Here is a 12,955-nt window from a genome sequence, read left to right on the forward strand (position 1 = left end):
ACCGTTGCGCGCAGCTCAGCCGGTTTCGGCGCGCTCGCGCAACAGCTTGACCTGGAACAGCGCGTTGCGCTCCTCTTCCTCGAGCGAGGACTGAATGAAGCGGATCGTGCGCTCGTAGCGCGGGATGATGTTGTACTTCAATGCGTTCACCAGCTTCTGCGCCTTGCGCTGCTCCTCCATCAGCCGGTGCAGCGCGATCTCGACTTCGCCGAGCTGCGCGAGCAGCACGGTTGCATCGGCGAGCTTTTCCCGGCTGGTGTCGAAGCTGATGTCGGTTCCCAGCAGACCGAGGGGCTGCAGTTTCACCCGCTCGGCCCGAACCGACGGGTATTCGATCCCGAGGCTGCGCCGCGGCAGGATACCGACCGTCAGGGCCGGTTCGACGCCCATGGCTGCCTGGTGAATGCCGCGCCCGCCCATGCGCATTTGCGCGACGCTCAGGCAGCGGTAGGCGTCTTTCAGCGTCGCCTCGACCTCCTCGCGCAGGCGGCGGTACTGCCCGATGCGCTCGTACACCAGCCGAGTCAGCAGATCCCGCTTGCGTTCCAGCAGGTCGTGCCCCGCTTCCAGGAACGTCACCTGCCGTTTCAGCCGCAGCAGGGTATTCTTGGTCGGCGGAACCTTGATCAGTTGCTGGCTCATCGCCCGGCGCTCAATCGGTGCCGGCAGGTTGCGCGCCGCTGGTGGAACGGCGCTTGGTGCGCGGCTGGGAATAGGACTGCACCGCGGTGGTCACCCCACTGCTGGGTCCGCCGGCCGCGCCGGATCCGGTCTCGTCGACCTCCCGGTAGTATTTTGCGATATCGGCTTCGCTGACCCGGGTAAGCACATCCTTGGGGAAGATCGACATCAGTTCCCAGGCCAGTTCCAGCGTCGCCTCGATACTGCGATCCTCCGCTTCACCCTGCCCGACGAAGCGCTGGTCGAAGGCGTCGGCAAAGCTCAGGTAGCGGCGGTCGTGCGTGGACAGTTCGTCGGCGCCGATGATCGATGCAAGGTTGCGGGTCTCGAGCGCACGGGCATACAGGGCATACAGCTGGGCCGCGACCCGCGGGTGGTCCTCGCGGGTATCGTCCTTGCCGATCCCGTCCTTCATCAACCGCGAGAGGCTGGGCGAGATATGCACCGGCGGGTAGATACCCTGGTTGTCGAGCTCGCGCGACAACACGATCTGCCCCTCGGTGATATAGCCGGTCAGATCCGGGATCGGGTGGGTGATGTCGTCGGAGGGCATCGACACCACCGGCATCATCGTGATCGAGCCGTGCCGGTTATGGATGCGGCCGCAGCGCTCGTAGATCTCGGCGAGGTCGGAGTAGAGGTATCCGGGGTAGCCCTTGCGCGCTGGCACATCGCCCTTCGCGGTGGCGACCTCGCGCAGGGCCTCGGCGTAGTAGGTCATGTCGGTCATCACCACCAGCACGTGGCGGTCGAGATCGTAGGCGAGGTACTCGGCGGCGGTCAGCGCAGTGCGCGGCAGCGTCAAGCGCTCGACCGGCGGATCGTCGGCCAGGTTCACGAACATCACCACGTTGCGCAATACCCCGGAGGAGGCGAACGCGTCGCGGAAGAACTTGGCATCGGCATAGGACACGCCCATCGCCGCGAACACGATCGAGAACGCAGCGTCCTCGTTCTTCAGCCGCGCCTGGCGCACGATCTGCGCCGCGAGCCGGTTGTGCGGCAGGCCCGAGCCGGTGAAGATCGGGAGTTTCTGGCCGCGCACCAGTGAATTCAGCCCGTCAATGGTCGAGATCCCGGTCTGGATGAACTCGCGCGGGTAGGTACGCGCCGCCGGGTTGATCGCCGAGCCGCCGACCGCGCGCCGCAGGCTCGACAGAATCGGCGGGCGCCCGTCGCGCGGTTCACCGAGCCCGTTGAACTCGCGGCCCAGCAATTCCGGCGACAGCGGGATTTCCACCGGCGCATCCAGGAAGCGCACCCAGGTGTTCTCGAGATCGAGATCCTCGACGCCCTCGAAGACCAGGATCAGCACCTCGTCGTCGGAGGCGCGGATCACCTGGCCGTTGCGGATGCCGCCGGCGTGGTCCTCGATGCGCACGCGGTCGCCGAAGGCCACCCCCGGGGTCTGATTCATCACCAACAGGCCACCCCGGGCCGCGACCGCGGTGCGGTATTCCTTGATGCTCATCCCGCCTGCTCCTCCTGTGTCGCGTATTCCTGCCGCAGATGCTTCAGGGCCTTCTCGGCCTCGTTGCGGAAGGCCTCGATCTCGTCGAGCTGCTCGCTGGAATACAGGCTCTTGATCCGGCGCGCGCGCGACAGCAACGGCTGGCGCTTGAGTTCCTGCACCGGCACGCCGAGTTTCACCAATTCGGCTCCGAGGTCGTAGATCGTCAGCGCGAGGTCGAGGAGCGCGAACTGCTTCTCCGGCGAGCAGAAGGTGTCGACCTCGTCGAGCGCGCTCTGCTGCAGTACGCCTTCCTTGATCAGTGCCGCTCCCTCGAGATCCCAGCGCTGCGTGGACGACAGCGCCTCCGGGCCGACCAGGTTCACGATCCGCGACAGCTCCGCGTCGCGCGCCAGCAATGCCAGCGCCGCGCGGCGGCGGTCTTCCCAGCTGCCGTCGACATTCTCGTGCCACCACTGCGCCGCAGTGTGCACATGCCCGGAGAAACTGGTGACCCAGTCGATCGACGGGTAGTGCCGGGCGTCGGCGAGTTCCTTCGACAACGCCCAGAACGTTTCGATGATGTCCTTGGTATGGCTGGTCACCGGCTCGGAGAAGTCGCCGCCCGGCGGTGACACCGCGCCGATCAGCGTCACCGAACCCGATCCAGCGCCGTGCGTCTCGACGCGACCTGCGCGCTCGTACACCGCCGCAAGCCGCGACGCGAGGTACGCCGGGTACCCCTCCTCGACCGGCATCTGCCCGAGCCGGCCCGACACTTCGCGCAAGGCTTCGGCCCAGCGACTGGTCGAGTCGGCGAGCATCACCACGTCGTAGCCCATGTCGCGGTAGTACTCGGCCATCGTGATCCCGACGTACACCGACGCCTCGCGCGCGACCACCGGCATGTTCGACGTGTTCGCGACCAGCAGCGTACGCTCCATCAGTTTGCGCCCGGTGTACGGGTCGTCGAGCTTCGGGAAGGTTTCGAGCACGTCGACCAGTTCGTTGCCGCGCTCGCCGCAGCCGACGTAGATCACGATGTCGGCATTCGACCAGCGCGCGATCTGTTGCTGCACCACCGTCTTGCCGGCGCCGAACGGCCCCGGTACCGCGCCCTTGCCGCCTTTCAGCTGCGGGAAGAAGGTGTCGATCACGCGTTGTCCGGTGATCAGCGGCGCGACGCCGTCGTCGCGGCGCAGGTAGGGCCGCGGCGTGCGCACCGGCCAGCGGTGGTACATGCGCAGGCGCTGGCTGCGCCCGCTGGCGGCGGCGACCCGGGCAATGGTGGCCTCGATGTCGTAGTCCCCGGCCGGTGCGATCTCCTCGAGTTCACCGTGGACACCGGGCGGCACCAGAATCCGATGGACCACGGTCTCGGTTTCCTGCACGGTCCCGAGGATGGTCCCCGGCGCGATCGCCTGCCCCACCTCGAGTTCGCGATTCGGCTCAAAGGCCCATTCCCGGGAGCGATCGAGGGCGGCGACGTCGATACCGCGGCGGATGTAGTCCCCCGACTGCAGCGCGATCTTCTCGAGGGGCCGCTGCACGCCGTCGAAAATCCCGCCCATCAGGCCCGGCCCCAGCTCCACCGACAACGGCCAGCCCAAGCCCACCGCCGGCTCTCCCGGCCGCACGCCGTCGGTCGATTCATAGGTCTGCACTACCGCGGTGGCGCCGCTCAACGAGATCACCTCGCCGAACAGGCCGAAATCGCCGATCTTGACCTGTTCACCGTGGCGGATTCCAGGCAGTTCGATGGTGACGATCGGTCCGTTGATATCGCGGACGGTGCCGATGCGTTGGGTCTCGCTCATGATCTCATCCGGTGAAGGGGTTGCCCGACTCGAGTGTGGCCGGGAGCAGTCGTTCGAGAATCGCCTGCTGCAAGCGCGTGCGCAGGCGGGCGACACGGCCTTCGAACGTGTTGTCGACGCGCATGCGTCCGTCTTCGCTCAGCAACAACACGCCGGCCAGAGTCTCGATCGGTTCGGCATCGATGCGGATGTTCTGGCCGGGAAACTCGGCGGCCAAGGGATCCCATGCCGCCTCCAGCAGTTCCCGGTCGCGGGCATTGACGCGCACGACGATATCGCTGTGATCGATCTGTGCCACACCCTCGCGTAGCAGCTGAAGCAGGTGTTCCCGGTAGGCATCGCGGTCCTCGACGAACGCACGCATCCGCTCCTCGAGACGGGCCTCGACGCCCCGCACCAGGTTCCAGCGTACCCGGTCGAGATTGCTCTGCAGCTTCAGTTCCGCCGCCTGTACCCGCTGGCGGTAGTGGCGGTCGCCCAGGGCGCGGGCGATCGCCTCCTCGCGGGCTTCGCGCTGGCGCAGCCGCTCGGCGGCCTCGCGCAGCACCGATTCCCGGGTACGCTGCGCCTGTTCGGCGAATTGGTCGGCAAGCCGCTGCGCCCGTGCCAGAATCGCGTTTTCGAGTTCGAGTACCTGATTCACTTCGTTTCCCCGGTGGATAGGCTGCCGGCCCCGAACAGGTTCTGCAGCCGCGCCGCGACGTCACTGGTGAGCCGTGGCGGCAGGCTGCCGAGCGGGGGCAAGGATGTGACGATGATGCGCCCGCCCTCGCGCCGGAGCAGCGCGAGCATGGGCACGTCCCAGTCCATGATCGCGTCGTCGACAATCACGAACGCGCTTTCGCCCCCGCGGTCCATGTCGCGCAGGATTCGGTTCACCTGCGCGGGATCGGGATCGGTGACGGTTTCGAACCCGATCAGCCGGAAGCCGTCGGCGAGACTATGCTCGCCCATGAACAGCAGGCGGGTAACGCGCCCCTGGGGTGTTTCCGCAGGCACGGCCGGCCTCCGTCAGATCCGGTTCAGCAGCAGGATACTGATGACCAGACCGTAGATCGCGATCCCCTCGGCCAGCCCGATGTAGATCAGGCTCCGGCCGAGCATCTCCGGCTTCTCGGTGATCGCGGCGAGCGCGGCGGAGCCGATCGGACCCACCGCGATGCCGGCGCCGATGGTCGACAGGCCGGTCGGAATGCCGACCCCGATGATCGCGAGACCGAGGCCCACGCTGATCTCGGTCACCGCCTGCTCGACCCCCGCGGGCTGGGCGAGTGCATCGCTGATGCCGAAGACCAGCAGGCCGAACATCGCGCCGACGAACACCGTCATCTGCGTGATCAGGGCCGGCTTGAAGAAGCCGCGCAAGCGTGGCGACAGCGCCGGACGGAACTCGAGATACGCGCCGGTGGCGATGAGGCCGATGATGGCGAAGGACATGAGACCGACGAGCCAGTACATGGTCAACTCCCAGTTGGATGGAACAGGTAGCGGTGCGGGCCCATCACGCGGCCCGCGGGCGGCGGCGCAGGCGCAGCGGTGCGAACTCGCGCCCATCGCCCGAAAAATAGCGTGAGAAACCCTCGTAGTACTGCAAACGCATCACCTGGATGGTCACGATCACCCCCTCGAGCACCATCACGAAGATGTTGCCGAAGATGACCATCAGCACGTGTCCGACAGCCCCCATCATGCCGGCAAGCGTGAGCACCGCGATCATCAATGCGACGTGGTTGATGCTGAATGCCGCGACACGCAGGAAGGACAGCGTGTTCGAGATATAGCCGATCACCGTTTCCAGGGTCTCGATCAGCACCACCAGGATCTTTTCGCCGACGGGCGCGTCGAGGTGGAACCAGTTGTAGACCGCCAGCGCGGCCAGGGAGGCGATCACCAGAACGGCGGGAAGGGTGCCGAAGCCGTCGCCGGTCGCGAGCCCCACGCCGCCCCAGACGAGGCCCAGATAGAACAGCAGATTCACGACACCGTGGTGACCGAATACCGCTGCCATCGGTTCGGCGATTGCGAAGCGATTGTAGATCGTCAGCACGCACGCAAGTGTCAGGAAGAACACGCCCCAGGCCAGCGCCAGCTGCAGCATCAGGATCGGGTCGTACAGCGGCGACATCCACAACGCGGGCAGCAGCTCCTTGTAGCCGAACACACTGCCGAACAGGAACCCGAAGAACACCGATGACAGCCCTGCCAGCACGCCGAAGAGGTAGAAGCGTCCGAGCGGTTTGCGGAACAGCCAGGCCAGCAGTGCCAGTACCGCCCCGTGTCCGACATCGCCGAACATCGTGCCGAACATCAGCAGGAAGGTGATCGTGAACAGGAACGTCGGATCGATCTCGCCGTAGCGCGGGATCCCGTACTGCTTCACGAGCAGCGCGAAGGGCTGCAGAAGCCGGTGGCGCACCGGCACCGACGGCACCAGCGGGCGCTCGTCGGCCCGGGGTTTGCGGCTCTCCAGACTGAAGCGTTCCCCGAGCGCCTGTTTCAGCCGCCGCTGCACATCGGGCACCGCGCGCGCTGGCACCCAGCCGGCGATGCAGGCGAGATAGCCGGCACTGCGGATGGCCGGATCGAGGTTCACGAAGGGCTCGGCGAGGCTGAGCACCGTTTCGGCCCGGACCAGATCATCGCGATAGGACCGGGCGCAGGACTCCAGTTCCCGCTGCAGGGCCTCGCGCTCGGCGTCGATGCGGTCGCGGCGCTGCTGTTGTTCGGCCCGGATTGCTTCGGGTGAGGCGTCGAGGCCCTGCGGCAGCGGGATCGCCTGGAAGCCGGCCGAGGACAGCAGGGAGCCGATCTCCGACTGCTCGGACTTGGATGGCGGGCCGACGATGACCACATGCGAGTTGCCGCCACGCTCCATGTACGAGAACAGGAGGTACCCGGCGAGGCCGAGCGCGCCCTGCAGACGGCTGACGTTCTCGCGCGGCACCACCCCGACGTGGAATTCGAGGAACCGGGTCTTGGTTCGCAGCATCCCCAGATCGACCTGGAGTTCGGCAAAGTTCGCCAGCGCCGCCGCTTCCTCGTCCAGCAGGCGCGCGCGCTCGTCCAGTTCGCGGAACGATTCCTGCAGGCGCAGGCACGAAGACCAGGCCTCGCCGAGGATGGTATTGGTCTGCGTCAGCTCGTCGAGTTCCACCACGCGGATCTCGCCGAGATCTGGCTCCGGCACCGGGATCATCTGCCGGATCTTGTCGAGACGCGAGCGCGCCTGCTGGTGGACTTGCTGATAACGGCAGTCCTCCAGGGGAGTGAGCTGCTGCTCCTGGGGGGCGCGCGGATCGGGATGGAAGCTTTCGGTTTCCGCGAGGGTCAGCGATGCCTGCGGCAGATCCTCGGCCAGGACCAGCAGCCGGACATGGCGCATCGGCTGGGGTTTCATCAGCATCGGGACACCTCGCGCTGCGGACGGACGGCGGGGCCGGACTGGCGACGGCAACGAGAGCGATTCATGCGGCCTCCCGCCATTGATGGACGCAGATCGCGGGACTCAGGCCGAGTGCAAGTTCGACATAGGGCTCCGGGAGCTTCAGCAGGCGACCCTGGAACAACGTGAATGCAAGGCGCAAATCGAACTCCCGCAGGATCAGATACGCCAGCGCACGCGCGACGCCGGATTGCCCCCCGCGCAGCACCAACCACGCCACTTCGGCGCAGTAGTGGCCGAGTCGCCGTTGGATCTCCATCAGGTTCCCGGCATCGGCCAGGCGCGAATGCAGCGGCTCGGGCAACGCGGCCAGGATCTTGGCCTCGGCGTCCAGACCCACCAGTGCGAGCAGGCGTTCGCGGTGCAGCAGGTGGGGGGACGGCACGAGCTGGTAGAAGGTCTCCGAAGACGACAACCGGTAGCCGAATCGGAAACGCAACAGCCACAGAACGTTGGCGCGATCGACCAACGCACCCACCAGCCTGCGCATCTGGCGCCGGGCGACGCTGTCCTCGAGCCGGGTGACGCGGCGTGCGAGGTCCGTGTAATAGCGCTGGTCGATCGCCGCCTCGAGTGCGAAGGATTCCTGGCGTTTCTCGTAAATCTCGCGCGCTTGCCGCGCGAGCAGACTCAGCGGGCCGTCTTCAAGGCAGCGCAGCAGTTCGACCGCGTTCTCGGTCCGGAACAGATCCTCGTTCGCGAGCCGGACGCGCGGCGGCAGATCGTACAGATTTTCGCGGATTTCCTGCTGATCGAGCTGGCGGATCTTGCCCCGCAGCAGGGTTTTCAGGTTGAACAATGCGAACTGCCGGGCCCAGGCCAGCACCAGTCCGCGCTCCTCGGCGTTCATCGACCGGACCAACACGGTCACATCGTCCATCAGCGCCTGCATCAACGTCTGTTCCACCGCACGGCTGCGGCCACGTACGCTGCGCTGCTCTTCGAACAGCGCCGTCAGCCCGAACTCCTGGGCGAGCTCCGGCAGCCCGAGCTGGGTGAAGCGCTGCAGATCACCTGGCTGGTACAGCTGCGTCGCCTTACCCGAAACCCGCGTATTCAGATAGGCGTCGTGCGCGTTGCCATTCATCGGAGATAAGACCTGGTCAGGCCGCGAAAGGCATCAGGGCGCGGCATCAGAGCCGGGGATCCATCAGTACCTGGAAGGCGGCCGCCAGCGCGTCGTCCTCACGATCCTCCGCCATGTCGCGCAGTTGCTCGTGGCGTTCATCGTAGCGGCGCTCGACCTCGGCGATGGTTTTCGCTGCCCGCTCTTCCGCGCGACGGATCCACGCCTGCTGAAGATCGGGGATGCGGGCTGCGAACGCTTCGTCGCGCTCGCGCGCCTCGTCGATGGCCTCCTGGACGCTCCGCTCGTGCGCCTCCTCGGCCTCCTTCGCGATGCCTTCCGCCTTCGTTTCGGCATCGAGCAGGCGTTGCAGCGTGTCGTCCATTGCCAGTCCTCAGGCTGTGCTCTGCGGCACCGGGCGGACCCCGGGTGCCCTGCCTGACCAGGTCCGGCACGAGCACCTGCGCCCGGACCCGACCGGTGCCAGTTCAAGTCCTGGACGCAGGTTCGATGGTACTCGCAGCCTCATAAGACGTCCAGAATTTTCCCAACTATCGATCCACTCGGCAGCTGGGGTCGAGGGTGCAGATGGACGCTCGTGAGGATAGCGCGTCGGACTGCGTGCTGCAGCCGAAGGGCAGTCCGGCGGCCGGGCGCTTCCGTGCCGATGGATTCCCATCGGATTCGAAGCAGCATCCGGCCTGGCGGTTACTTGCCGATGCAGAATCCGGCGAAGATCGCGCCGAGCAGTTCCTCGGGATCGCCACGGCCGAGCAATGCTTCCAGCGAGCGTTCGGCCAGGCGCAGTTCCTCGGCGATCAGATCCGGCGCGAGGCCGACATCGATGCGGCGCAGGCAGGCCGCTGCGGCCGACAGGCCTTCGAGGTGACGGCTGCGGACGCTGAAGCGCTGCTCGCCGGGATCGCCCAAACCGATCTCCGCGCGAATCGCTGCACGCAGTCTGTCGATCCCCTCGCCGGAGAACGCGGACACTCGCAGAGCCTGCGCACCGCCGCCGGGCATCAGGTCGACCTTGTTCCAGACCTGCAGCACGGGAATCCCGGGCAGGTCCGGGAGCGGCGCCCGTGCTTCGGGCCGGGTCAGGTCGAGCACCTCGACGATGATGTCGGCGGATGCCGCGGCGCTGCGCGCACGCTCGATGCCGATGCGCTCGACCGCATCGTCGCTCTCGCGCAGGCCGGCGGTATCGATCAGTTCCACCGGAATGCCGTCGATCGCGATCGGGGCGCGCAATACGTCGCGGGTCGTGCCGGGGATCTCGGTCACGATCGCGACCTCGGCATCGGCGAGGCGATTCATCAGGCTGGACTTGCCCACGTTCGGGGCCCCGACCAGCGCAAGCCGCAGCCCGGTACTGAACACGCGCGCCGGGCGCAGCCGCGCGACCAGGTCGTCGATCGAGGCCGCGAGCTCGGCCGCGCGTGTAGCCACCTCGACGGCGGCGGTGGATTCGAGGTCGGTTTCGCCGAAATCGATCTCGGCCTCGATCAGCACGCGCAGCGCGCGGATCTCGGCACCCACCGGCTCGAGTTCGCGCGCGAGCGCGCCGTCGAGGCTGCTGCGCGCGAGCCGTGCCGCGGCCGCGGTTTGCGCATGGATCAGATCGGCCACCGCTTCGGCCTGGGCCAGGTCCATCCGGTCGTTCAGAAAGGCGCGTTCGGTGAACTCCCCGGGACGGGCCAGGCGTGCGCCGAGCTGCAATGCCGCGTCCTGGAGCTGCTGCAGCAGCACCGGGCTGCCGTGGCCCTGCAGTTCGACGACATCCTCGCCGGTGTAGGACGCGGGTTCGGGAAAGAACAGCACGAGACCGTCGTCGACCAGCGTCCCGTCGGCGCTGCGCAAGCGGCGGTGGCTGGCGCAGCGCACCGGGAGCCGCGGCCCGGCGATGGCCTCGGCCACGACACGCGCCCGCGGACCCGACAGGCGCAACACGCCGATGCCGCCGACTCCCGGCGGGGTGGCGACGGCGACGATGGTGTCCGCGCCGCCGGCCACGCGGTCAGTCCTTCTTGCCGCCGGCAGCGTCGATCTTGCGGGTGATCACGTACTGCTGGCCGATCGAGAACAGGTTGTTGGTGAACCAGTACAGCACCAGCCCCGCCGGGAAGAACGCGAAGAACACGGTGAACACCACCGGCAACGCCATGAAGATCTTCCTCTGGATCGGATCCATCGGCGGCGGGTTCAGCTTGTACTGGATGATCATCGTCAGGCCCATCAGGATGGGCAAGATGAAGTACGGATCCCGCGTCGACAGATCCTGGATCCAGAGCCACCAGGGCGCCTGGCGCAGTTCGACACTCTCGAGCAGTACCCAGTACAGCGCGATGAACACCGGGATCTGGACCAGGATCGGCAGACAGCCGCCGAGCGGGTTGATCTTCTCCTTCTTGTAGAGCTCCATCAGCGCGGTGTTCATGCGCTGCTTATCGTCCTTGTAGCGCTCCTTCAGCGCCTGCAGCTTCGGTGCCACCGCGCGCATCTTGGCCATCGAGCGGTAGCTGGTCGCCGACAGGTGGAAAAACGCCAGCTTGATCAGGATGGTCAGGAACACGATGGACCAGCCCCAGTTCCCGACGAAGTCGTGGATCACCCGGAGCAGCCAGAACAGCGGCTTCGCGAGGAAGGTGAAGATGCCGTAATCGACGGTCAGTTCCAGCCCCTGCGAGATTTCGCGCAGCTCGGCCTGCGTCTTCGGTCCCACCCAGATGCGGCTGGTGAACTCGCCAACTTCGCCGGGCGCAATGGTCACCGGTTCCGAATGCAGGCCGATCAGGTACTCGGTGCCAGTGGCGCCCGGTACCGCGCGCGCGTACATCGAGTTGACCTCGTCCTCGAAGGGCACCCAGGCCGACATGAAATAGTGCTCGATCACCGATATCCATCCGCCCTGCAGGCGCTGCTGGATCGGCGAGTCGCGCAGCGACTCGAAGCTTTCCTTGTTGTAGCGCCCGTCGAAGTAGGCCGCACCGGTAAAGGTATAGAGGAAGAACGACGCGCGCGACGGAGTGGGGCCATGACGGAGCTGGCGGTACTGGCGGCCGATCCAGGGCTGGTCGCTGAGGTTCTCGACCTGGTGCTCGATTTCGAACAGATGCGTGCCGCGCTGGAACACGAACGTCTTGGTCACCCGGACCGTGCCGTCTTCGGAGGTCCAGGTCATCGGCACCCGCAAGCTGTCCTCGCCGTCGGCCATCTCGAAGCGGTCGGCGTCGACGCGGAACTCGGCGTGATGCGAGGGCGCTCGTGTCGCGGCATCGATATCGGCAATGCGGTCGTGCGTCAGGCCGCTCTGGGCGACGTAGCCACGGACGCGCTCGTCGAACAGGCGCACCGGCACCGAGGGCTCGCCCAGATCGACCGGGAAATCCAGCAGGTCCGCACGCACCAGGGTGCCGCCGCGGGTGTCGATCGCGAGGTCGAGCAGGTCGGTGCGCACTGTCACCTGGCGCCGGGTCGGTTCCGGGAGAGCTTCCGGAATCGCGCTCGGATCGACAGGATCCGCCTCGGCAACCGGCGCTTCGGGAACGTCTTCCGGGGGCAGCTCGGTCTCCTCGGCAGTCGGATCGACCGCGCGCGGGGGTTCCGGTCGAACCCCATAGTCCTGGTTCCAGGCCTGCCACATCAGGAACAGGACGAATGCCAGGGACAGCCAGAGAATGGGGCGCAGGTTTTCCATGAGGTCGGTTATTTCCGGGAATCGTGGGTCGGGGTCGTCTCCGGCACAGGGTCGTAGCCGCCTTCCGCCCAGGGATGGCAGCGCGAGATCCGCCGGGCCCCCAGCCAAAGCCCGCGCAACGCGCCATGGCGGGAAACCGCCTGGGCGGTGTATTCGGAGCAGCTGGGATGATACCGGCAATGCGGCGCCATGAACGGCGAAATTGCGTACTGGTACAGCCGGATCGGCATCAGGATCAGAGTCCGGATCATTTCACGTGCTCCAGCAGCTGGTCGAGTTCCAGCCTCAGTTCCCGGGAGTCTGCAGCCGCAATTCCGGCGCGGGACAGGACGACGATATCCACGGCGGCCAGCGACCGGCGGCGTACCCGGAAGGCCTCGCGGGCGATGCGCTTGATGCGGTTGCGATCCACCGCGCGCCGCGCATGTTTTTTCGAGATCGCCAGCCCGAGTCTGGGCTGATCGAGCGGCGGCGCGCTGGTCCGGTACAGAAGCATGAAGCGGCGGCCCGGGATGCGCCGGGCGCGGGCGAACACATGCTGGAAAGCCCGACCGTGCAGCAGGCGCAGGCTACGTGGAAATCCTTCCGCCGGGGCCGGCGACGGCGCGCCCACCGCGTGCACGGCCGAGCGGGCAGCGCCGGTTACGGGCAGAGGCGCTTGCGGCCCTTGGCGCGGCGGGCGTTGATCACCCGGCGGCCGGCACGGGTGGCCATGCGCGCGCGAAACCCGTGGGTACGGGCGCGATGGAGGCGACTGGGCTGAAATGTGCGCTTCATGGCGAGGTTCCGAAATTCAAAA

General features: G+C 66.8%; 14 protein-coding genes. All 14 read right to left on the bottom strand.

Annotation, left to right across the window (positions count from 1 at the left end):
- Positions 1-15 precede the first annotated feature (15 nt).
- The gene (locus tag THITH_RS16925; RefSeq protein ID WP_006746604.1) at positions 16-642 is read right to left on the bottom strand and encodes a V-type ATP synthase subunit D; all 627 of its coding nucleotides are present in this window, start codon (positions 640-642) and stop codon (positions 16-18) included.
- A gap of 10 nt (positions 643-652) precedes the next feature.
- Positions 653-2,152 carry a V-type ATP synthase subunit B gene (locus tag THITH_RS16930; RefSeq protein WP_006746603.1) on the bottom strand — a complete coding sequence of 500 codons (1,500 nt, stop codon included), beginning with the start codon at positions 2,150-2,152 and terminating at the stop codon, positions 653-655.
- Positions 2,149-3,948, bottom strand: coding sequence for a V-type ATP synthase subunit A (locus THITH_RS16935; RefSeq protein ID WP_006746602.1), 1,800 nt, complete (start codon positions 3,946-3,948; stop codon positions 2,149-2,151). Before THITH_RS16935 ends, THITH_RS16930 begins: the two co-directional genes overlap by 4 nt.
- A gap of 4 nt (positions 3,949-3,952) precedes the next feature.
- A complete protein-coding gene (locus tag THITH_RS16940; RefSeq protein WP_006746601.1) occupies positions 3,953-4,591 on the bottom strand; it encodes a V-type ATP synthase subunit E in 639 nt (212 codons plus the stop codon).
- Positions 4,588-4,947 carry a V-type proton ATPase subunit F family protein gene (locus THITH_RS16945; protein ID WP_006746600.1) on the bottom strand — a complete coding sequence of 120 codons (360 nt, stop codon included), beginning with the start codon at positions 4,945-4,947 and terminating at the stop codon, positions 4,588-4,590. Before THITH_RS16945 ends, THITH_RS16940 begins: the two co-directional genes overlap by 4 nt.
- Before the next feature lie 12 nt (positions 4,948-4,959).
- Positions 4,960-5,406 (bottom strand): ATP synthase subunit C, encoded by a 447-nt coding sequence (locus THITH_RS16950; RefSeq protein ID WP_006746599.1) that lies wholly within the window; start codon positions 5,404-5,406, stop codon positions 4,960-4,962.
- Between the two features lie 43 nt (positions 5,407-5,449).
- Positions 5,450-7,351: a V-type ATP synthase subunit I gene (locus THITH_RS16955; protein ID WP_006746598.1), complete on the bottom strand. Its 1,902-nt coding sequence runs from the start codon at positions 7,349-7,351 to the stop codon at positions 5,450-5,452.
- Between the two features lie 61 nt (positions 7,352-7,412).
- Positions 7,413-8,477, bottom strand: coding sequence for a V0D/AC39 family V-type ATPase subunit (locus tag THITH_RS16960; protein WP_006746597.1), 1,065 nt, complete (start codon positions 8,475-8,477; stop codon positions 7,413-7,415).
- 46 nt (positions 8,478-8,523) lie between these two features.
- Positions 8,524-8,841, bottom strand: a complete 318-nt coding sequence (locus THITH_RS16965) for a hypothetical protein (RefSeq protein WP_006746596.1) — start codon at positions 8,839-8,841, stop codon at positions 8,524-8,526.
- 323 nt (positions 8,842-9,164) lie between these two features.
- Positions 9,165-10,472, bottom strand: coding sequence for a tRNA uridine-5-carboxymethylaminomethyl(34) synthesis GTPase MnmE (mnmE, locus tag THITH_RS16970; RefSeq protein ID WP_006746595.1), 1,308 nt, complete (start codon positions 10,470-10,472; stop codon positions 9,165-9,167).
- 4 nt (positions 10,473-10,476) lie between these two features.
- Positions 10,477-12,156 (bottom strand): membrane protein insertase YidC, encoded by a 1,680-nt coding sequence (yidC, locus tag THITH_RS16975; RefSeq protein ID WP_006746594.1) that lies wholly within the window; start codon positions 12,154-12,156, stop codon positions 10,477-10,479.
- 8 nt (positions 12,157-12,164) lie between these two features.
- The gene (gene yidD, locus THITH_RS16980; RefSeq protein ID WP_006746593.1) at positions 12,165-12,407 is read right to left on the bottom strand and encodes a membrane protein insertion efficiency factor YidD; all 243 of its coding nucleotides are present in this window, start codon (positions 12,405-12,407) and stop codon (positions 12,165-12,167) included.
- On the bottom strand, positions 12,404-12,778 hold the full coding sequence (gene rnpA / locus THITH_RS16985) for a ribonuclease P protein component (protein ID WP_006746592.1): 375 nt from the start codon (positions 12,776-12,778) through the stop codon (positions 12,404-12,406). The genes yidD and rnpA overlap by 4 nt, the downstream gene beginning before the upstream one ends.
- 20 nt (positions 12,779-12,798) lie before the next feature.
- Entirely contained in the window at positions 12,799-12,933 is a 135-nt protein-coding gene (rpmH, locus tag THITH_RS16990) for a 50S ribosomal protein L34 (RefSeq protein ID WP_006746591.1), read from the bottom strand.
- Positions 12,934-12,955: the final 22 nt, after the last annotated feature.

The organism is Thioalkalivibrio paradoxus ARh 1, from assembly GCF_000227685.2.
Classification (GTDB): domain Bacteria; phylum Pseudomonadota; class Gammaproteobacteria; order Ectothiorhodospirales; family Ectothiorhodospiraceae; genus Thioalkalivibrio; species Thioalkalivibrio paradoxus.